The organism is Nocardiopsis mwathae (assembly GCF_014201195.1).
Taxonomy (GTDB): domain Bacteria; phylum Actinomycetota; class Actinomycetes; order Streptosporangiales; family Streptosporangiaceae; genus Nocardiopsis_C; species Nocardiopsis_C mwathae.
In genome coordinates, this window is record NZ_JACHDS010000001.1 from 5,828,659 (window position 1) to 5,849,234 (window position 20,576).

The 20,576-nt window shown below is 72.1% G+C and carries 18 protein-coding genes and 3 tRNA genes; 16 read left to right on the forward strand and 5 right to left on the reverse strand.

Going from position 1 to position 20,576, the window contains the following annotated elements; all coding sequences use genetic code 11:
• Window positions 1-225: 225 nt before the first annotated feature.
• A tRNA-Tyr gene (locus tag HNR23_RS25695) sits at window positions 226-307 on the forward strand.
• 460 nt (window positions 308-767) lie between these two features.
• Here HNR23_RS25695 and HNR23_RS27765 read toward each other — a convergent pair.
• Window positions 768-1,283, reverse strand: coding sequence for a hypothetical protein (locus tag HNR23_RS27765; protein WP_184079540.1), 516 nt, complete (start codon window positions 1,281-1,283; stop codon window positions 768-770).
• Here HNR23_RS27765 and HNR23_RS25705 point away from each other — a divergent pair.
• Genes HNR23_RS25705 through HNR23_RS25715 form a run of 3 tightly spaced genes read left to right on the forward strand, consistent with a single transcriptional unit; the run spans window position 1,282 to window position 2,108 of the window.
• Window positions 1,282-1,545 carry a hypothetical protein gene (locus tag HNR23_RS25705; RefSeq protein WP_184079542.1) on the forward strand — a complete coding sequence of 88 codons (264 nt, stop codon included), beginning with the start codon at window positions 1,282-1,284 and terminating at the stop codon, window positions 1,543-1,545. The two genes, HNR23_RS27765 and HNR23_RS25705, sit on opposite strands and share 2 nt — an antisense overlap.
• Window positions 1,546-1,564: 19 nt before the next feature.
• A complete protein-coding gene (locus HNR23_RS25710) occupies window positions 1,565-1,828 on the forward strand; it encodes a hypothetical protein (protein WP_184079544.1) in 264 nt (87 codons plus the stop codon).
• Window positions 1,829-1,847: 19 nt separating this feature from the next.
• Window positions 1,848-2,108 (forward strand): hypothetical protein, encoded by a 261-nt coding sequence (locus tag HNR23_RS25715; protein WP_184079546.1) that lies wholly within the window; start codon window positions 1,848-1,850, stop codon window positions 2,106-2,108.
• A 126-nt stretch (window positions 2,109-2,234) separates the two neighbouring features.
• On the opposite strand, the gene HNR23_RS25720 is transcribed toward HNR23_RS25715, so the two are convergent.
• On the reverse strand, window positions 2,235-3,425 hold the full coding sequence (locus HNR23_RS25720) for a lipid-transfer protein (RefSeq protein WP_343070726.1): 1,191 nt from the start codon (window positions 3,423-3,425) through the stop codon (window positions 2,235-2,237).
• A complete protein-coding gene (locus HNR23_RS25725; RefSeq protein WP_184079550.1) occupies window positions 3,422-3,880 on the reverse strand; it encodes a Zn-ribbon domain-containing OB-fold protein in 459 nt (152 codons plus the stop codon). Before HNR23_RS25725 ends, HNR23_RS25720 begins: the two co-directional genes overlap by 4 nt.
• Before the next feature lie 174 nt (window positions 3,881-4,054).
• On the opposite strand from HNR23_RS25725, the gene HNR23_RS25730 reads away from it, so the two are divergent.
• The 12 genes from HNR23_RS25730 to HNR23_RS25785 all read left to right on the forward strand — a co-directional run bounded on the left by HNR23_RS25730 (window position 4,055) and on the right by HNR23_RS25785 (window position 17,993).
• A complete protein-coding gene (locus tag HNR23_RS25730; RefSeq protein WP_184079552.1) occupies window positions 4,055-4,567 on the forward strand; it encodes a hypothetical protein in 513 nt (170 codons plus the stop codon).
• Window positions 4,568-4,754: 187 nt separating this feature from the next.
• Window positions 4,755-5,501, forward strand: a complete 747-nt coding sequence (locus tag HNR23_RS25735; RefSeq protein WP_184079554.1) for a DUF2397 family protein — start codon at window positions 4,755-4,757, stop codon at window positions 5,499-5,501.
• A 122-nt stretch (window positions 5,502-5,623) separates the two neighbouring features.
• Window positions 5,624-6,871, forward strand: coding sequence for a DUF2398 family protein (locus HNR23_RS25740; protein WP_184079556.1), 1,248 nt, complete (start codon window positions 5,624-5,626; stop codon window positions 6,869-6,871).
• Window positions 6,872-7,007: 136 nt separating this feature from the next.
• Window positions 7,008-11,921: a TIGR02680 family protein gene (locus tag HNR23_RS25745; RefSeq protein WP_343070782.1), complete on the forward strand. Its 4,914-nt coding sequence runs from the start codon at window positions 7,008-7,010 to the stop codon at window positions 11,919-11,921.
• Between the two features lie 166 nt (window positions 11,922-12,087).
• Window positions 12,088-14,103 carry an AAA family ATPase gene (locus HNR23_RS25750; protein ID WP_246422676.1) on the forward strand — a complete coding sequence of 672 codons (2,016 nt, stop codon included), beginning with the start codon at window positions 12,088-12,090 and terminating at the stop codon, window positions 14,101-14,103.
• 107 nt (window positions 14,104-14,210) lie between these two features.
• Window positions 14,211-14,286: transfer RNA gene (locus HNR23_RS25755), tRNA-Thr, on the forward strand.
• A 114-nt stretch (window positions 14,287-14,400) separates the two neighbouring features.
• A tRNA-Met gene (locus HNR23_RS25760) sits at window positions 14,401-14,476 on the forward strand.
• A 105-nt stretch (window positions 14,477-14,581) separates the two neighbouring features.
• Window positions 14,582-14,746 carry a 50S ribosomal protein L33 gene (rpmG, locus tag HNR23_RS25765; RefSeq protein ID WP_067964523.1) on the forward strand — a complete coding sequence of 55 codons (165 nt, stop codon included), beginning with the start codon at window positions 14,582-14,584 and terminating at the stop codon, window positions 14,744-14,746.
• A 280-nt stretch (window positions 14,747-15,026) separates the two neighbouring features.
• Window positions 15,027-15,488: a MaoC family dehydratase N-terminal domain-containing protein gene (locus HNR23_RS25770; RefSeq protein ID WP_184079560.1), complete on the forward strand. Its 462-nt coding sequence runs from the start codon at window positions 15,027-15,029 to the stop codon at window positions 15,486-15,488.
• 18 nt (window positions 15,489-15,506) lie between these two features.
• Window positions 15,507-15,935 carry a MaoC family dehydratase gene (locus HNR23_RS25775; RefSeq protein ID WP_184079562.1) on the forward strand — a complete coding sequence of 143 codons (429 nt, stop codon included), beginning with the start codon at window positions 15,507-15,509 and terminating at the stop codon, window positions 15,933-15,935.
• Window positions 15,936-15,994: 59 nt separating this feature from the next.
• Window positions 15,995-17,068 (forward strand): UDP-N-acetylmuramate dehydrogenase, encoded by a 1,074-nt coding sequence (locus HNR23_RS25780; protein WP_184079564.1) that lies wholly within the window; start codon window positions 15,995-15,997, stop codon window positions 17,066-17,068.
• Window positions 17,069-17,402: 334 nt separating this feature from the next.
• Entirely contained in the window at window positions 17,403-17,993 is a 591-nt protein-coding gene (locus HNR23_RS25785; protein ID WP_184079566.1) for a TMEM165/GDT1 family protein, read from the forward strand.
• 29 nt (window positions 17,994-18,022) lie between these two features.
• Here the strand turns inward: HNR23_RS25785 and HNR23_RS25790 are convergent, their stop codons facing one another.
• Together HNR23_RS25790 and HNR23_RS25795 are read right to left on the reverse strand one after the other, a co-directional pair.
• Window positions 18,023-19,054: an adenosine deaminase gene (locus HNR23_RS25790; protein ID WP_184079568.1), complete on the reverse strand. Its 1,032-nt coding sequence runs from the start codon at window positions 19,052-19,054 to the stop codon at window positions 18,023-18,025.
• Between the two features lie 188 nt (window positions 19,055-19,242).
• Complete coding sequence (locus tag HNR23_RS25795; RefSeq protein WP_184079570.1) at window positions 19,243-20,451, reverse strand: pyridoxal phosphate-dependent aminotransferase; 1,209 nt, start codon at window positions 20,449-20,451, stop codon at window positions 19,243-19,245.
• Between the last annotated feature and the right edge of the window lie 125 nt (window positions 20,452-20,576).

The following is a 20,576-nucleotide window of genomic DNA, read 5'->3' on the forward strand; positions in this document are numbered from 1 at the left end:
CCGCAGGGCGGCCCGAGGGGTGGTGTCGACGCAGCCGGTCCGCGACGGGCAGGTCCGCGTTCGTCCGGCTGCGGCAGAGACAGAGCTTAGTCGTGCGGTGGCCGCCGTGCCCGGACAGCATGCCGAACGCGGCCTCAATCGCCCGGGAGGCAATCGATTTCGTGTCCGCGCCACATGTCCGCTATCCTCATTCATGCGCCGCGACGACCACGTCGCCGCATCCCAGGCAGGTTGCCCGAGTGGCCAAAGGGAGCGGTCTGTAAAACCGCCGGCTCAGCCTACGCAGGTTCGAACCCTGCACCTGCCACCCGAGGAGAACGCCCTCTGACCGCGCTTGTGCCGGTCAGGGGGCGCTTTCGTGTCCGTGGGCCCCGATCCGGGGATTTGTCGCGGTGCGATGCCGGTGTGTCGGACCGGGGGCGCGGTCGGCCGTTGTTCGGCAGGGGCGACACCGACCGGGCCGGGCGGGTGGTTCTTCCGAGCGGCGCCGTGCTTCCCCGCCGCGGTCCTGCCCCGGCGCCGGCCGGTCCGCTAGGGCGTGTTCGGCGGATGCTTTCCTCCTGAGCGAGCGTCGTTCCGGTGGCCGCGAGCCGGGAATGATCCGTCGAACACATCCCCAACCTCTCAGGGCAGTACACCTAGGGCGGAGCGACACGCGACACGCCGTGTTCCCGCGGCGATTCTCCGGTGGAGCTATCCCGACATGGTGGAAATCCTTCGCTCGGAAGCGTCCGCGACGCCCGACTCCGCCGTGATTCAAGCTGATTTCATCGCGTGCGGTAAATGTTTTTCCAAAAGATTCGCCAATGGTCCTTGCATTGCAAGCCGTTTTTATCTCCAATCATCCCCGAAGGGATGAACTGGACATTTGGAGTCAGGTGTTTTGTCGTTGACAAAACTATTGGCGCCGGAAGATGATTGCCCACGTCCACCGCATCAGGGATGCCTGTCTTGGCGTCCTCATTCTCAGTAACCTCGTCTTTATCATCGGGGGATCCGTCATGAAAAAGCTCGTAGCTGCGGGAGCCGCAGCTAGCGCGCTCTTGGGCGCAACGCTCATGGCTGCGCCCGCTCACGCAAACGGTCAGGCCAACAACAACTTCCAAGTGCTGCCCGTCCAGGTGTGCAACGCCAATGTCGGCGTGCTGGGTCTGGCGCTGCCGCTCGCTTCGCCACAGAAGACCGGCCACTGCACGAATGGTCCTGTCAGCAAGAACGTGGGCCACCACCACCACAAGAAGCACCACGGCCACCACCACTGACCACGAAAGAGGGAACCCCATGCTTCGCAAGCTGGGAATCGCCGGCCTCGCCGTCGGCGCTGCGATGGGCGCAGTCTTGGCCGCCACGCCCGCCAACGCGGATGTGCAGGCCAACAACAACCTGCAGCTGATTCCTTTGCAGGTGTGTAACGCCAACGTCGGCGTGCTCGGCGCGGCCGTTCCGATCTTCTCGCCGCAGACGGCGAAGAACTGCACCAACGGCCCGGTCAACACGAGCATCAGCCACCACCACCACAAGAAGCACCACGGCCACCACCACTGACCCAAAGGAAGGAAGCGCCATGCTTCGCAAGCTGGCCATCACCGGCCTCGCCGCCGGCGCCGCCCTGAGTGCGGTTCTGTCCACTGTGCCCGCGCACGCGAGCACGCAGGCCAACAACAACCTGCAGGTGCTCCCGATTCAGTTCTGCAACGCCAACGTCGGCGCGGTCATCGGCTTCGCCGTTCCGATCGCGTCGCCGCAGACGACGAAGAACTGCACCAACGGGCCGGTCAACACCAACGTTGACGTGCACCACAAGAAGAAGCACCACGGCCACTACTGATCAGGGAAGGAATCCCAATATGCTTCGCAAGTTCGCTGCGGGCGCTCTCATGGCCGGTGTGACGATGGGCACCGTCATGATGGCCGCGCCCGCCCAGGCCAACGGCGTCAACAACAACCTGCAGCTGGTCCCGATCCAGCTCTGCAACGCCAATGTCGGCGTCCTCGGTGCGGCCATCCCGGTCTTCTCGCCGCAGACGACCAAGAACTGCACCAACGGCCCGGTCAACACCAACATCCAGAAGCACCACCACCACAAGAAGCACCACGGCTACTACTAGGCCGGCAGCGGTCGACACGGTGGCCCAGACCCTGCCGCCGTCGGAACCGAGCTTCTGCGAGAAAGGGAGGATTCCCCGCGCCCGCCGCAACGGGCCGGGGGATCCTCCCCCTTTTTTTCCTTTCCGTCACCGCCGGACGACGACCGCGGAGCCGTGCCCGAAAAGCCCCTGGTTCACCGCGAGTCCGACCCGCGCCGATTCCACCTGCCGCCCGGACGCGCGGCCCTGCAACTGCCGGGTGATCTCGCAGACCTGGGCGATCGCCTGCGCCGGGACCGCCTCCCCGAAACTCGCCAGACCGCCGCTGGGATTCACCGGAATGCGTCCGCCGATCTCCGTGGCGCCCTCGCGCAGCAACCCCTCGGCCGTACCCGGCGGGCACAGTCCGATGTCCTCGTACCAGTCCAGCTCCAGCGCGGTCGACAGGTCATAGACCTCGGCCAGATCGAGATCGCCGGGGCCCACCCCCGCCTCCTCGTAGGCGGCTCGCGCGATGGAGGCGCGGAACGGCGTCTCGGGAGGTTCGGCGGCGAGGCGGGAATCGGTGGCGACGTCCGGTATCTCCAGCACGGGATCGGGGAATCGCGGTGTGACCGTGGCCGCCGCGCAGAGACGCACCAAAGGCCCCCGGAGGCGCCGCGCCTTCTCCATGCGCATCAGCACGAGTGCGGCCGCGCCGTCGCTGGTCGCGCAGATGTCCAGCAACCGCAGCGGGTCGGCCACCACGGGGGACGCCAGGACCTCGGCCTCGGTGACCTTCGCGCGGTAACGCGCGTGGGGGTTGGCCGCCCCGTGGCGCGCGTTCTTCACCTTCACCCGGGCGAAGTCGGCGGGCGTGCTGCCGTACAGCTCGATGCGGCGCCGTGCCGCCAGCGCGAAGTAGGTCGGGTTGGTGGCGCCGAGCAACCGGAAGCGGAGCCAGTCGGGGTCGTCCGGCCGGTCGCCCGCGACCGGGGCGAAGAAGCCCTTGGGCGCGGCGTCCGCCCCGACCACCAGGGCGGCGTCGCACAACCCGGCCAGGATCTGCGCGCGGGCCACCGCGATGGCCTGGGTCCCGCTCGCGCAGGCCGCGTAGCAGCTGGCGATCCGGGCGCCGCTCCAGCCGAGGGCCCGGGCGAAGGCGGCCCCGGCCACGAAGCCCGGGTAGCCGTTGCGAATAGTGCACGCGCCGGAGATGAAGCCCACATCGGTGTGGTCGATCCCGGCGTCGGTGAGCGCGGCGCGCGCCGCGGCCACGCCGTACTCCACGAAACCGCGCCCCCACTTGCCCCAGGGGTGCATCCCGGTGCCGACGACGGCGACCTCCCCGCCGCTCACCGCTCGACCCCGCCCGCGCCCCATGCGCGGGGGCGCCACTTCCAGATCAGGTACTCGTGCTCGCCGTCGGTGTGGAGCACGTCCGCGGCCAGCTCCATCTCCCGGCCGATCTCCAGGTCGTCCACGGTCACCCCGGGCACCGTCTGGCCCAGCACGATGATGCGCTCGGCCGCGAGCTCCACCGCGGCCAGGGTGAACGGCTCGTAGGGATCGCTCCGCGCGATGTAGGGGGCCGGCGGCGGGTACCGGCTGTCGGTGTAGGACCAGACGCGGCCGCGCCGCGACAGCCGGATGCCGGGGAGGTCCTCGCCGGTGCAGCGCGGGTTGCGGCAGAAGCCGTGCTCCGGGGGAAAGTGCACGGTGCCGCACGCGGCACAGCGCGTCCCGAGCAGGTGCGGTCCGTCGGCGTCGACCGTGAACCATCCCTCGGCGGCGGAGACACGTCTCGTTCCCATCACCTACGTATAGCAGTCAAGCGCTTGTTTGGTAAGTGGTGTGCCAGGCCGCGGGTGTGGACGTGGGCCCCGGCCGTTGTGGACGTCTCCAGGCAGGCCACCCGGAAGTGAGAGCCACCGCAGCACCGGGGATCACCCGATTGCGCGGCTTGCGCAACGGCGGGAGGAAAACGCATGGGAACGACACGTCTGGCCGTCATCGGGGCGATCTGCGCCCTCATGGCCCTCACCGGCTGCGGCGACCGAAACGGGGGCGCCGGAGGTGACCAGGACGGCGGGCCGTCGCCGACCCCGGCCGACCCCACGGCCGAGGAGAACGCCCAGGGCGGCGACGAGTACGACGAGATCTACGTCTTCAACACCTACGGCGACGAGCAGGGCTACCCCGACCAGCGCCCCGAGGTCCTCGTCGCCTCGGAATTCACCACCTTCAACGGGCTCACCTGGTCCGCCTGGGGGTCGGTGCCCGCCTCAGGCGACGGCTACGTGCTGGGTACCTGGTGCCTCCCCGAGTGCCAGGACGACCCCTACCCGGTCACCGTCGAGCTCGGCGAACCCGAGCTCTTCGACGGCGACGCCTACTACACCACCTACTGGGTCACCGAGGACTCCGAGATACCCGATGACATGAGGAAGCTGATGGAGGAGTCCGACGGAGGCCGGCTGATGGTCCCCTCCGGCTACTAGCTAGGGCGTGCTCTGCGGATCATGTCCCAGCCGCCACGTACAGCGGGGAGAGCATCCCGCAGACTCCTCAAAGATTTACAGGGGTCGGTTTCTTTGCAGGTCAAGGCGTAAATTCGGGTCCCTTCAGGTCGGTTGGAGCCCGGGATTCGGCCGCGGCGGTGGCCCAGGGTCTTTAGTCTGCTGAGTTGTGGGTGACTCAGCGAACCAGGCGACGGCGGCCGCCGCCGACGGTGGCGTGCGCGCCGGCGGGGGCGACGGCGACACAGGCGCTCCCGTGCCCAGGCACGGCCGCGCAGCGCTGCTCCGCCTCGCCACCTGGTTCGAAGCCGCCGAGTCCGATACCGCCCACGAGCTCTTCACCGCCGCCTTCGGCGCCCACCCCGCCCGCCACCTCGGCGGCACCGGTGAGGACGCGGTGGCCGCGACGACGAGCTGGTGGGACGCCCCGCTGGCGCGCACCGCCGCGCTCCGCCTGGCCGGCGCCCTGCCGGCCGCCCCCGTCCCCGACCACGGCGACCAGCAGGCGCGGCTGCGCGACGCCGCCGAGTCCTCCGCGCACTGGCGCCGCACCGCCGCCCAGGAGCTGCGCCGGGTGCTGGCCGAGCCCACGGGCGACGACGCCCGACCGCACCTGTCCGGTCTCGCGCTGGACGTGCTCATGGAACTGCTCACCGCCGCTTTGGGCGCCGGTGACGCCACCCTGTCCCCGGTCTGCGCGGGTGACCTCGAACTCGGTATCCGGCTGCACGTCCGCAGCGTCCCCGATGCGCGGATCATCCTGCGCGGAGCGGACGGCGACCTTACCCTCGAAGGGCTGCGCATGCAGGTCACGGCCTATGCCGTCGAAACGGGCACCGATGATGCAGCCGACGGCGCGTGCGACCGCGGCGTGCCGGAGCCGGAGGCTGCGGCACGGCTGGTCCGCCAGGCGTGAACCGCGGCGGCGGCACGTTCGGGAGCCCCCGACCGCGCGGCCGGCCGACACCGATCGGGAGGGACCGGAGCCCGCACGGCTCCGGCCACCGCACAACGAGGCGCAGGAGGTGACGGACACCAGTGGAGTCCAGCGAGGACATCGCACTCACCGGGGAACGCCAGGCGGCCGCGCGGCTGCTACTGGCCACCCCGATCGTCACCGCCCGCACCCACCCTGAGGACTTCGCGGTCATCCGCACCCACTCCGACTGGCTGACCCAGCGGTTCCAGCGCATCCTGGGCTACCGCCTGACGGTCGCGGCCGACCACGCGCGCCTCGCCAAGACCGGCCTCGTCCGGTCCGTCGCCACTCCGCTCACCCGCGCCGGCGGCGCGTTCTTCTCCCCCCGCGCCTACACCTACCTCGCCCTCACCCTGGCCGCGCTGGTCGAGGCGCCGGCCAAGCTCCCGGTCGCGCGCCTGGCCGCCGACGTGCATTCGGCGGCCGAGGAGGCCGGGCTCGACCTGGACCCGCGCGACCGGATGGCCGAGCGCCGCGTCTTCACCGCCGCACTGCGCCACCTGGCCACCTGGGGGGTGCTGACCGAGCGCGAGGGAAGCCTCGCGGAGTACGCCGCCGACGGAACCCGGGAGGTGTGGCTCGACGTCAGCGTCGAGCTCGCCCGCCGCGTGGTCGCCCACCCGCCGCACTCCGCCCCCGACCCCTCCGGTTACCTGGAGAGCATGGAGGGCGCCGACCCGTCCGGCGACGAGGCGGGCGAGGTCGCACTGCGCCGACTGCTCGCCGAGACCGCCGTCGTCTACCGCGGCGATCTCGCCGACCGGCAGCGCGAGCGCCTCGCCCACCATCAGTGGCGTGCGGTCGCCGAACTCGGCGACCTGCTCGGCTGCGACGCCGAGATCCGCGCCGAGGGGGTCGCGCTGATCATGCCCGACGACGCCGAGGAGGAGCGCGGCGGTGCCTGCTGCTTCCCCAGCGGCGACCCGATCGGCCAGGCCGCGCTGCTCCTCCTGGAACGCCTGGTGACACGGCTGCGCCCGGAACACCTCCCGTGCGGCGCGGTCCCGGTCCCGCCCGACGTGCTGCGCGAGGAGCTCGCCGCGGTGGTCGGCCCCGGCGCGGAACCGCGTCGCCGCTGGGCCCGCACCGCCCTGTCGCACATCCCCGACCAGGACGATCTCACCGCCCGGGCGCTGCTGCTGCTCCGGGACGCCGGACTCATGGGCCGCCCCGCACCGGGCGCCGTCGGCCTCGACGGCTGGAACCTGCTCGCCGCAGCCGCGCGCTACGGCGGTCGGCGCGGCGAGCGGCCGCGGGATGCCGAGGACACGGCGGAGGACGACGTGGAACCGGGAGCGGGGACGTGACGAGCACGGCAGCGCCTTCTGGGCGAATGACGTCCGGCCACCGGTCGGGATCCGGGACAATGTCAGCACCATCGGCGGGCGGGCCTACCCCGGCCAGGGCCGCGGTAGGACACGGAGCGGAGGACGATCGGTGAGCGTGAGCGGTGGCGAGAGCCCCTCCACGAGCGCGATCGAGCAAGCGGAGGCGTCGATGTCCGACACGGATGACCCCATCGCCTCGGTGATGCGCCAGGTGCGCAGCATGGGTCCGGCCAAGGGCGGCGATGACGAGGCGACCACCCCGGCGGCCGTGAACGCGGCCGGCGGATCCGCGGCGGCGGAGGGCACCGGAGCCGACCTGCTCGCGGAACCCGGGGAGCCCCTTCCGGCGGGTGACACGTCGGACCCCGCCGCAGCGACCGGCGTGCTCGACGGGCCCGCGCCGGGCCGGGCCGCGACCCCCACGGTCGAAACCGGGACGGCGGAGGACACCGACGAACCCACCGGGGGCGAGCCCGGCACCGACACCGCCTCGGCGTCCCCGCCCTCCGGCGCCGCCGAGGGCTCCCGGGCGGCCGACGGCCGCGATGCCGACCCGGCCTGCCGCTACCGGCTCAAGCGGGCCGGAATCCGCAACGTCTGGCAGTACGACGACCACACCTTCGACTTCGCCGACGGCCGCCTGCTGCTGCGCGGCCGCAACGGTACCGGCAAGTCCAAGGCGCTGGAGATGCTGCTGCCGTTCCTGCTCGACGGCGACGCCCGACGCCTCGACACCACCGGCACCAGCCGGACCAGCCTGCGCTGGCTCATGCTGGACGGCCGCACCCCCGTCGGGGGCGACGGCGAGGCCGACGCCGATACCGGCCCCGACGCCGGCACCGACGACGACGCCGACCCCGCAACCTCACTGCTGGGTTACCTGTGGGTGGAGTTCGCCCTCGACGGCGAGGCCCCCGGCGGTGCAGCGGCGCCCGCGACCCCCGCCGGGGACCCCCTCCCGGCCCACCTCACACTCGGCGCCGCCATCACCGCCTCCGCCGACGCCGGTGCCCGCAGCGTCTTCTTCGTCACCGACCGCCGCATCGGCGCCGACGACCTCTCCTTGATCGTCGACGACCGCCCCATGCCCGTCGACCGGCTGCGCACCGAGGTCGGCCCGGACAACTGCTACGACACCCCGGTCGCCTACCGGTCGCGGGTGATGCGCGAACTGTTCGGGATCGACGACCCCGTCCGGTACCGCAACCTCATCCACCTCCTCTACAGGCTCCGCCGCCCCACCATCGGCGAGCGGCTGGAGGCTGGCGAGCTCGTATCCGTCCTCGCCGAGGCCCTGCCCCCCATGGACGAGACCGTCCTGGACGAGGTCGCCCGCAACATCGCCGACTTGGAGGAGGCGCGCGAGCGGCTGGCCTCGCTCGGCACCGCCCGGGAGCAGGTCGCCGACTTCCTCGACGATTACCGCGGCTACCTGCGCGGTGCCCTGCGCACCGAGGCGCGCGCCGTGCGCGAGCAGATCGGCGAGTACCGGCGCCGCGACGCCGAGGTCGTCCGCCTCACCGACGAGCTCGACCGGCTCGTCGCCGCAGAGAGCACGGTGCAGGAGGAGCGCGACCGGCTGCGCCGCACCCGCGACACCGCCGCTTCCGACGCCGACACCCTCAGCGCCGGAGCCATCGCCGAGGCCGGGATCACCCCCCAGGAGCACGAGGCCCGCCAGGCCGCCGTCAACGCCTACATCCGCGCCGCCGAAGCCGCCTGGACCGCCGCCGGCTACGCCCTGGTGTCGGAGGAGCGCGCCAAGGAGCGCATGGCCTTCGACATCTCCGCCATCGAACGCTCCCTGGCCGGGCTGCAGCGCCTGCACACCGAGATGGCCGAGACCGCCCGCACCGGCGGCATCGACCCCGCCGCCCTCGGCGAGGTTCCCCAGCCCGTGCCCACGATCCTCGCCCCCCGGGAGAGCGTCACCCACGTCGACCTCGAAGGCCTCGAACAGGCCGTGGAGCGGGAGCCGGTCCCCGGCATCGACCTCCCCGAACTGCGCGGTCGCCTCGCCGAGCTCCACGACCGGCTCGGCTACCTCGACGCCGCCGCCCTGTCCCGTTCCGAGGCCGCCGCCGGGCTGCGCGAACGCGCCGTCGAACGCGCCGCCGCCGAGCGGCGCGAGGCCGCCCTCGACGGCGAAGCCGAAGCCGCGGAGGCCGCCCTCGAACGCGCCGCCGAGCGGGAGCTGTCCGCCATCGAGGGTGTCCGCACCGCGAGCGCCGACTACGCCGACCGCGTCCGCGCCTGGACCGCGCGCCTGCGCGAGGTCGCCCCCGACGCCGACCTCACCGAGGCCGTGGCCGCCCTCGAAGAACACGTCGAACTGCCCCTCGACGACGCGCGCCGCGTCCTCGACGCCGACGTCCCGGCCTCCCTCGCCGCCCGCGTCCACGCCGTCGTCGACCCGCTCCTGCGCGACCTGCGCACCCGTCGCGACACCGCGGTCGGCGAAGAGCGCGAGCTCGCCGGTGAACTCGACGACCTGTCCGAGCGCAAGCGCAGCGGTACCGACCACCTCGCCGTGGACCGCCCGCAGTGGGCGACCGCCCCACGCCGGCCCGGCGTGGGCATCGCCTTCCACCGGGCCGTCGAGTTCGCCCCCGAACTCACCACCGCCGAGCGCGCCGGCCTGGAGGCCGCCCTGGAGGCCGCCGGACTGCTGTCCGGGTGGATCACCGCCGACGGCGCCGTCGTCGACCCCGGCACCCGCGACCTGATCCTCACCCCCTCGCGCCAGGCCAACGGCCGCACCCTGCTCGACGCGCTGACCCCGGGCGACATGGGCGACTCCGGCGTCGCCCCGCGGACGGTCGAGGCGCTGCTGTGCTCCATCGGGCTGCTGCCCGCCCCCGGGGAGGAGGTCATCGACGTCCGACCCCGGCACCGCCGCGACAGCGCGTCCCCGCCGGCCAGCGCGGTCTCCCTCGACGGGCGGTGGCGCCTCGGCGTCGCCTCCGGCGCCCACTTCAAGTCGTCCCCGGAGTACATCGGCGCCGACGTCCGCGCCGAGACCGACAGCCGCCACCTCGCCAACATCGACAGGCGCATCGACATCGCCGAGGCGCTGCTGGCCGAGGTGGGGGAGCGGCGCAGCGACGTCGAGCAGCGGCACGCCGCCCTGGTGGCGACCGTCCGCGACCTGCCCGGCCCGGGCCAACTGGCCGCCGCGTGGGCCGCCCTCGACAATGCCCGCTCCTGGCTCGCCGCCGCCAAGCGCGACCACGCGGCCGCCACCGAGGCCGCCGCGGAGGCCCGGAGCCGAGCGCTCGCGCTGCGCTCGGAGATGGCCGACCCCTCCGCCGAGCACGCCCTTCCCACCGCGCCCGACCGCCTCACCGCCGCCCTCACGGTGCTGGACCGGCTGCGCGTGCAGATCGCCGCCGCCTACCGCGACCTGGAGGCGCTCGCCGTCCAACTGGAGGAGTACCAGCGGCATACCGCCGACTGGGAGCACACCCGCAACGACCGGATCATCGCCGAGGACGCGCGGACCGCGGCCATCGGCGACATGATCACCGTGCGCCGCCAGATCGAGCTGACCGACCGCGCCCGCGTGGCCGCCCCCGAGCAGATCGACACCGCGGTGGGCGAGGTCCGCGGTCGCATGGAGGAGGCCGAGGAGCGCCTCCCCGAGGCCGAGCGCGCGGCCCAGCAGGCCCGCGACGACCGCGTCGCCGCCGAGACCCGCCTCGATACCGCCGTCTTCGAACGGGCCGGCCAGGCGCGCCGCGCCCACACCGCCGGGGCCGCCCTGCACCGGATGATCGAGGACGCCGACGGCAGCCCCGACACCACCCTGCTGGCGGCCGCCGGACTCGCCGACGTCGCCGTGCTCGCCGGAACGGACGTCGCGGACGCGGCGGACGACGCGGAGGGCCCGGGCGGGCCGGAGCGCGCCGACGCGGCCGGGGGCGCAGAGGAGGGGCAGGACACCGACGCCGCGGCCGCGGCCCACGCCGAGGACGACGCCCTGGCCGCGCGCGTGCGCGAGCTGGACGCCCTCGTGACCGCCATCGAGGCCGAACTGGGCGACGGCGGGGACGACGACCCCCGGATCGATGACAGCGGCATCCTGCGCCGCCGCGAAGAGCTGCACCGCCTGCTGGCCTCCAGTGGCGCGGTCGGCGCCCGCACCGAACTCACCGAACCGCTCGGCCTCAAGCGCGTCACCGTTCACGACGACGGCGGCTCCCACGACATCACCCACTACGCCCGGCGCCTCGACGAGGCCATCGCCCATGCCGAGGAGGAGGTGCTGCTGCGCGAGGAGGAGGCGTTCGAACGGCACCTGCTCGGCGAGCTCGCCGGACACCTCGCCCAGCAGATCGACGCCGCCCGTGCGCTCATCTCCTCGATGAACGGCGTGCTCGGCGATGTCACCACCTCCCAGGGCCTGGGCGTGCGCCTGGAGTGGGACCTCGCCCCCGACGCCGACGAGGACATCCAGGCCGTGGTGCCGCTGCTCGCCCGCCCGGCCGCCCAGCGGACCCGGGTGGAGAGCACCCGGCTGCGCGACGCGTTGCGCCGCTGCATCGAGGCCATCCGGCGACTGGACCCGACCGCCACCGGTGGTGCGCAGCTGCGGGCGGCCCTCGACTACCGCTCCTGGTTCGCGTTCACGGTGTACGTCACCAACGCGGCACACCCCGAGCGGGAGCGGCGCCTCAGCCATCGCACCGCGCTCAGCCAGGGCGAGCAGCGCGTCATCGCCTACCTCGTGCTGTTCGCCGCCGCCGCGGCGCAGTTCGACGCCCTGGCCGAGCACGCCCCGGCCGCGCCCCGGCTCATCCTTCTCGACGATGCGTTCGCCAAGGTCGACGAGCCCACCCACGGGCGCCTGCTGGGGTTGCTGGTCGAGCTCGACCTCGACTTCGTGCTCACCTCGGAGCGGGTCTGGGGCTGCTTCCCGAGCGTGCCGAGCCTGCACATCTACGAGTGCCTGCGCGACCCCGCCGTTCCGGGGATCGCCACCCTGCACTTCAGCTGGGACGGTCGGCGAAGGCGGCTCGTCGGTGTCTGACCTCCGCCGACGCCCGGCTGTTGCTTTCCCCGCCCGGAGTCCTAACCTGCAAAGGAACGGTAAAGCGATGGGACGGGTGGGGTGATCGGCGGTGGCGTCAATCCCTGCGACGGTCTCCGATGAGGACGCCGGACAGGACGACGGTGGCGAGTCCGCCCAGGAGGTCATGGAGCGGCTGGCCGACTCCGTGCTGGGCGCCACGGCCCGGCAGTGGGTCCTCGCCGCCCTGCACGGCGACGACGCCGTCGCGGCCCTCGCCCGCGGCGAGACGGTCGACGGAATCGCCGAGGACGTGCGGACCCCGCCGCCGCGGCCGCAGTTCGGGCGGGGCTACCTGGGCCGGATCGAGGTGCAGGGGTTCCGCGGGATCGGTCGCCCGGCCGTACTGGACTTCCCGCCCGGCCCCGGCCTCACCGTCATCGTCGGGCGCAACGGGTCGGGCAAGTCCAGCTTCGCCGAGGCCGCCCAGGCGGCGCTGACCGGGCGCAACCCCCGTTGGGACGCCATGCCCGCGGCGTGGCGCGACGGCTGGCGCAACCTGCACTTCGACGACAGCACCGAGGTCAGCGTCGACCTGCACATGGACGGCGACGTCGGCCCCACGCGCGTCACCCGCGTGTGGACCGGCGACAGCGTGCGCTCGGCCCGCGGCGAGGTGGTGTCGCCCTCGGGGATGACCGCCCCGCTGCGCAGCCTCGGCTTGGACCCGGAGCTCGCCCGCTACCGGCCGTTCCTTTCCTATGACGAGCTCGGCCGCACCGTCACCGGCCGCGCCGTCGAGCTGTACGACACCATCACCGCGCTCCTCGGACTGACCGGGCTCGCCGAGGCCGAGCGCCGCCTGGCCAAGGCCTGCGACCGGCTGGCCAAGCTGCGCGACCGGCCCGGCCGCGACCTGTCCTACCTGGTCTCCCGGTTCAAGGGCGCCACCGATCCGCGGGCCGAGCGGGCCGCGGAGCTGCTCACAGCCGAGTCCATCGACCTGGAGCGGCTCGCCGTCATCGCCGCCGACGACGGCCCGGCCGACCCCGCCCGGCAGCTGGTGATGCGGCGGCTGCGCCGTATGTCGGTGCCCGAGCGATCGTTGATGGGCGACGTCGTCAACGAGCTGCGCGGCGCCGCCATGGAGCTGGCGATGGCGGCCGGGACCAAGGGCGACCGCGCGCGCGGCGTCGTGACGCTGCTCCGCCAGGCGCTGGAGCACCACCAGCGCCACCCCCAGGAGTCCGACTGTCCCACCTGCCACGCCGAGGGCGTTCTCGGGGCGGACTGGGCGCAGCGGGCGCGCGCGGAGATCGCCCGGCTGGACCCCGTGGCGGCCAGTGCCGCGGCCGCCTACGAGCGGGCCGAGGAGGCGCGCGACAAGGCCCGCTTCCTGCTCGCCCCCATGCCCTCCTGGTTGCCGGTCGACAGCGAGCTGGGACAGGTCTGGGCGCAGTGGGAGGCGGGGGCGAAGATCAGCGACCTGGGGGAGCTGGCCGACCACATCGAGACGGTGGGCCGCCGCTTCCGCTCCGCGGCCACGACGGCCCGCCGGAACGCCGGGGAACGGCTCGACGACCCCACCGACGGCTGGGCGGCCCTGGCCGAGCAGCTGGCCGCGTGGATCGACGACGCCCGGTCGGCCACCCGCGCCCACGAGACGCTCATCCCCGCCGAACAGGCACTCGACTGGCTCACCGGCCTGGCCGGGGAGATCCGCAACGAGCGGCTGCGCCCGCTGGCGGCCCAGGCCGAGCACGTGTGGCAGCGGTTGCGCCAGGAACGCCACATCGACCTGGAGCGGCTGCGCCTGGTGGGCCGGGGCATGCAGCGGCGCATGGCGGTCGACGTCGCCGTGGACGGTGTGGACAACGAGGGCAACGCGCCGGGTCTGCTCAGCCAGGGCGAGTTCCAGGCGCTGGCGCTGTCGGTGTGCCTGCCCCGCACGCTGATCCCGGGCAACCCCTTCGGCTTCCTCGTTCTGGACGATCCCGTGCAGGCGATGGACACGGAGACCGTGGAGGGGCTGTCGGCCGTGCTCGCGGAGGTCGGCCGGCACCGCCAGATCATCGTGTTCACACACGACACCCGGCTGCCCGACGCCCTGATCCGACTGGGCCTGCCGGCCGCCATCCGGACCATCCACCGCGATGCCACGTCCAACGTGTGGGTGGACGCTCCCGGGCAGTACGGGGGGTGACGGGGGCCTCTCCGGCTCGATTTGGCATAGCACCCCGAAACCCCTGTATAGTCTTCATCAGCGCCAAGGCGGAACCCCGGAAGGCCGGGGGGAAGCCGCAGGAGCATGCCCCTTTAGCTCAGTCGGCAGAGCGTCTCCATGGTAAGGAGAAGGTCTACGGTTCGATTCCGTAAAGGGGCTCCACCACTTGTTTGAGCTTCCTGTCCACTCAGGTGGGTGACCGGCGGAATCTCATTCGCCGGTCAAGCCGGGCTCCGGTATCCTTTCACTGCGGATCCGGGGGCTCCCGGCCTTCCAGGCGGAGTAGCTCAGTCGGTAGAGCAAGCGGCTCATAATCGCTGTGTCGTCGGTTCAAGTCCGGCCTCCGCTACCACCTGCGTGACCCCTGTGCCTACGCCAGGGGTCGACGCGGGTCTTTTGCAGTGTGCTGTGCAAGCAGTAGTTGTCAGTCGTATTCCAGCGAGAAAGGCACTCCGACGTGGCTGCCACCGACGTGAGGCCGAAGATCACCCTGGCCTGCCAGGAGTGCAAGCACCGTAACTACATCACGCGCAAGAACCGTCGGAACAACCCCGACCGTCTTTCGCTGAAGAAGTTCTGCCCGAACTGCCGGCAGCACTCCGAGCACCGCGAGACCCGCTAGTCCCGCCTTCCTGCGGAGCGCCGCGCGCCCCGTTCCCCCGGTCGCTCCGGGGGCGCTGCCGTCCGCACCCGGCCGTGCCCGACACGGGCGGTGAGGTCCGCGTGCGGCGATCGGGAACGCGGCGGTCGCGCGGTCGTATATGCGCAGATAGCCCAGTGAGCGTCGCAGCTCACTGGGCTATTAGTGTGAGTGGGGGTCGGCGCCCGGGGCGCCGATCGGTGTGGTGCCTCGGCCGCCGCGGACGCGACGCGGCGAATCATCGGCTTGTGAGAGGGAGTCCATGGCGATCAACCGCGACTGTCTGGGGCGGGAGTACCGGGCGGCACAGCCCTACGAGGTGACCCGCGGCAAAATCCGGGAGTTCGCCGGGGCGATCAACGACCCCAACCCGCTCTACACCGACGTCGACGCGGCCAAGGCCGCCGGCCACCGCGACGTCGTGGCCCCGCCGACCTTCCCCATCATCATGGGCATGGACGCCGCGGCCCAGGCCGCCGTCGACCCCGAACTCGGCCTCGACTTCTCCCTCGTGGTCCACGGCCAGCAGAGCTTCCGCTACAGCCGCCCCCTGCAGGCCGGCGATGTCGTCGACAACGTGACGCGCATCACCGAGGTGAAGAACCTCGGCGCCACCGAGATGATCACACTGGAGACCGACATCTCGACCGTCGAGGGAGAACACGTCGTCACGTCCGTCAACATGCTCGTGGTGCGCGGCGACGCCGCCAAGGACCGAGCGTAGGGAGCAGGGATCACCGCAATGACCGCCAACGTCCGCTACGCCGATGTCGAGGTCGGCACCGAGCTGCCCGAACAGGTCTACCCGGTCACCCGCCTCGACCTGGTCCGCTACGCCGGGGCCTCGGGCGATTTCAACCCCATCCACTGGAACGAGCGCGTCGCCAAGTCGGTGGGGCTCCCCAACGTCATCGCGCACGGCATGTTCACCATGGCCGAGGCCGGACGGCTGGTCACCGACTGGGCCGGCGACCCGGGCGCCCTGGTCGAGTACGGCGTGAAGTTCTCCGCGCCCGTCGTGGTGCCGGACGACGACGCCGGCGCCCGGATCAGCGTCAGCGGCGTCGTCAAGGAGAAGCGCGACGACAACCGGGTCGTCATCGCCCTGACCGCCCGCTCCGGCGGGGCCAAGGTTCTGGCCCGCGCCAACGCGGTCGTCCGGCTCCCCTGACCCTGCCCCGCCCCACGGGGTGCCACCGGCCCCGTCCACCGTCCCAGCAGAGGTAGCACGTGTCCGTTCACACCCAGTCCGACGTCCGGCTGGCCGACTACACCACCCTCGGCCTCGGCGGCCCCGCCGTGCGGTTCGTCACCGCGCGCGACACCGGCGCGCTGGTGGACGCCGTGCGGGCCGCCGACGCCGCCGGCGACCCACTGCTCATCCTGGGCGGCGGCAGCAACCTGGTCGTCGCCGACGCCGGGTTCGCCGGAACCGTGGTGCACGTGGACACCCAGGGCGTCACCCTGGAACCCGGCGGCCGGGACGACACGGTACGGCTGCGCGCGGATGCCGGGGTGGAGTGGGAGCCGCTCGTCGAGCGGACCGTGGCCGAGGGGCTCAGCGGTATCGAGTGCCTCTCCGGCATCCCCGGCCGGGTCGGCTCCACCCCCATCCAGAACGTCGGCGCCTACGGCCAGGACGTCAGCCAGACCATCACCGAGGTGCTGGTCTGGGACCGCCGCCTCGGTGAGCGGCGGGTGATGGGCAACGCCGAGTGCGGCTTCACCTACCGCGACAGCGTCTTCAAGGGCAGCGACCGTTACGTCGTCTGCGAGGTCGTGTTCGAACTCACCCGCTCCGAGATGAGCCGCCCCATCCGCTACGCCGAGGTCGCCCGCACCATGGGCGTGGCCGCCGGAGACCGGGTCTCGCTGGCCGAGGCGCGCGCCACCGTCCTCAAGCTGCGCCGCGGCAAGGGCATGGTGCTCGACCCCACCGACCCCGACACCCGCAGCGCCGGCTCCTTCTTCACCAACCCCGTTCTCGGCGGCGAGGAGTTCACCGCCTTCACCGAGCGCGTCGCCGCGCGCCTCGGCCCGGACACCACGGCCCCCGCCCACCCCGACGGTGCGGGCAACATGAAGCTCTCGGCGGCCTGGCTCATCGACCGGGCGGGGTTCCACAAGGGCTACGGCGCCGGTCCGGCCCGTATCTCCAGCAAGCACACGCTCGCGCTCACCAACCCCGGCGGCGCCACCACCGAGGATCTGCTGCGGCTGGCCCGCGAGGTACGCAGCGGGGTGGACGAGGCGTTCGGCGTGACCCTGGTCAACGAGCCCGTGATGGTCGGCGTCGGTCTCTAGTGTCCTGATCCGCAGGACGCGCCACAGCCGTTCCCACCGATTTTCTTCGGCGGACCCAACTCTTATATTCGGTATTCTTCGGGTCTTTTTCCGGCATGCCGAGAAATTGCATTCCCCGAATTCGACGTATAAAGTCCGATTCATCGAAGGGGAGTAGTCCTCGAATCCGTGCGATCGACATGCTGGCCCGTGCGGGCCCGGTCGCATGAGCCTTCACAGCGACAGGCGGACGAGACCTTCGGGCCGGTCAGGTGTGCCGGGTCGAAGCGTGGCGTCCGCTTTTTCGCTTCCTCCCGGTGCGCGCAGCACGAGGAGAAAGGGAAGCGGGACGACCATGGAGTTCGCCGCCGCACTCGCCGTCGCGACCGTCGCCGTCTTCATCGCGGAAATGGGGGACAAGACCCAGCTCGTCGCGATGTCCCTGGCGACGCGTTACCGGGCGTGGACCGTACTGCTCGGCATCACCGTCGCCACCCTCGCCGTCCACGGCCTGAGCGTCCTCATCGCCGAGGGGCTGGGCCTGGCCATCCCCACCGACTGGGTCACGCTGATCGCGGGCATCTCGTTCATCGTCTTCGGCCTGTGGACGCTCAAGGGGGACGAGCTCACCGACAAGGACGAGGAGCGCGCGTCCTCGCGCCGGATCCGCTCCGGTTTCGTCACCGTCATGGTCGTGTTCTTCATCGCCGAACTCGGCGACAAGACCATGCTCGCCACCATCGCCGTCGGCACGCAGTACCACTGGCTGCCGGTGTGGATCGGGTCCACCATCGGCATGGTCGCGGCCGACGCGATCGCGATCGTCCTGGGTGCCGTCCTCGGCAAGAAGCTGCCCGAGCGCGCCATCCAGATCGGCGCGGCCGCACTCTTCTTCCTCGCCGGCGGTGCCATGCTGTTCCAGGGTGTGCGCATGCTCGCCTTCTGACACCTTCGAGATCACTGGAAACGCGGGACTCAGGTGTCGGTGGGCGGGGGCGTGGCCAGCCAGGCGTCCACGCCGGCCGACAGCTCCTTCTTCAGCGCGTCGGGGGCGGCCGACCCGCGGATGGACATCCGGGCCAGCTCGGCCAGCTCGGCGTCGGAGAAACCGAACACCGTGCGGGCGATCTCGTACTGCTCGGTCAGGCGCGGGCCGAAGAGCAGGGGGTCGTCGGCGCCGAGCGCGATCGGCGCACCGGCGTCGAACAGGCGCCGCAGCGGCACGTGCGCGACGTCCTCGACCACACCCAGCGCGCCGTTGGAGGTGGGGCACACCTCCAACGTGACCTCCTGGGTGGCGATGCGCTCCACCAGGTAGGGGTCCTCGACCGCGCGCACGCCGTGGCCGATCCGGTCGGCGGACAGGTCGTCCAGGCACTCCCGGACGCTGCGCGGCCCCCCGAGCTCGCCGCCGTGCGGGGCCGACACGAGCCCGGCCCGCCGCGCGATCCGGAACGCCCCCTCGAAGTCCAGAGCGCGGCCGCGCCGCTCGTCGTTGTTGAGTCCGAAGGACACCACTCCGCGGCCCTGGTACTGGGCGGCCAGCCGGGCCAGCGCCTTGGCGTCCAGCGGGTGCTTGGTGCGGTTGGCGGCCACCATGATGCCGATCCCCACCCCGGTCCGGTGCTCCGCGGCGCGCGCGGCGTCCAGGACCAGCTCCAGGGTCGCGGTGAGGCCGTCGAAGCGCGACGCGTAGCCGCTGGGGTCGACCTGGATCTCCAACCACCCCGAACCGGCCGCGCGCTCGTCCTCCGCGGCCTCGCGCAGCAGCCGGTGGATGTCCTCGGGGCGCTGCAGCACGGAGCGGGCGATGTCGTAGAGCCGCTGGAAGCGGAACCAGCCCCGCTCGTCGGTGGCCCGCAGCTTGGGCGGCCAGTCCTCGACCAGGGCCTGGGGCAGGTGGACCCCCCGTGCCCCGGCCAGGTCCACCAGCGTCGAATGGCGCATGGAACCGGTGAAGTGCAGATGCAGGTGGGCCTTGGGCAACTGGGTGATCGGGCGTTCCATGGAACAAGGGTGCCGTATGACGGCGGGTGCCGTCACAAGGTCCCCCGGGAAAGCGGCTTTCCGCGCGTTGCCCGGAGAGAGGCGGCCGAAAACGTACCCGGGCCCCGGAACCACCGTGGTTCCGGGGCCCGGGTGCGGTGCCGGTGCGCCGTGATCGGACCGCGGCGGTCGATCACACGGCTGCTCGACTACTCGGCCTCACTCAGCAGCTTCTGTACGCGGCCGACGCCCTCGGCCAGGTCGGCGTCGCCCAGAGCGTAGGAGAGCCGCAGGTAGCCGGGGGTGCCGAAGGCCTCGCCCGGAACGACGGCCACCTCGGCCTGCTCCAGGATCAGCTCGGCGAGTTCCGAGGAGCTCTGCGGGCGCTTACCGCGGATCTCCTTGCCCAGAACTTCCTTGACCGACGGGTAGGCGTAGAACGCGCCCTGCGGCTCGGGGCACACCACGCCCGGGATCTCGTTGAGCATCCGGACGATGGTGCGGCGGCGCCGGTCGAAGGCGGTGCGCATCTCGGCGACCGCGTCCAGTCCGCCGGAGACGGCGGCCAGCGCGGCGGCCTGCGAGACGTTGGCGACGTTCGAGGTGGCGTGCGACTGCAGGTTGCTCGCCGCCTTCACCACGTCCTTGGGGCCGACGACCCACCCCACGCGCCAGCCCGTCATCGCATACGTCTTGGCGACCCCGTTGACGATGACGGTGCGGTCCACCAGTTCGGGCACCTCGACCGGCATCGAGCTGAAGCGCGCCTCGCCGTAGACGAGGTGCTCGTAGATCTCGTCGGTGAGGACCCACAGCCCGTTGCGGGCCGCCCACCGGCCGATCTCGCGGACCTGCTCCGGCGCGTAGATCGCGCCGGTCGGGTTGGACGGCGATACGAACAGCAGCACCTTGGTGCGCTCGGTGCGCGCCGCCTCCAGCTGCTCCACCGAGGCCAGGTAGCCGGTGGTCTCATCGGTGACCACGTAGCGGGGCACACCGCCGGCCAGCTTGATGGACTCCGGATAGGTGGTCCAGTACGGGGCGATGACGATGACCTCGTCGCCCGGGTCGAGCAGCGTGGCGAACGCCTCGTAGATCGCCTGCTTGCCGCCGTTGGTCACCAGGACCTGCGCCGGGTCGACCTTGAGACCGGAATCACGCAGGGTCTTGGCGGCCACCGCCTCCTTGAGTTCGGGCAGCCCCCCCGCCGGGGTGTAGCGGTGGAAGCGCGGTTCGCGGCACGCCTTGACGGCCGCTTCGACGATGTAGTCGGGGGTGGGGAAGTCGGGCTCCCCGGCGCCGAAACCGATGACGGGGCGCCCGGCCGCCTTCATGGCCTTGGCCTTGGCGTCCACCGCCAGAGTCGCCGACTCGGAGATGCCGCCGATACGTTCGGAGATGCGAGCTCGGTCAGTCATGTGTCCCATGCTTTCACGAGGGGCGGAGTGGTTCCCCGGAAGGTGCTGGTCCGCCCCTGTCCGCCCGCCGCCCGGCGGACGCGCGGGCTCCCGGGTTGGCCCCGGGCCGCCGATGGGCATAGACT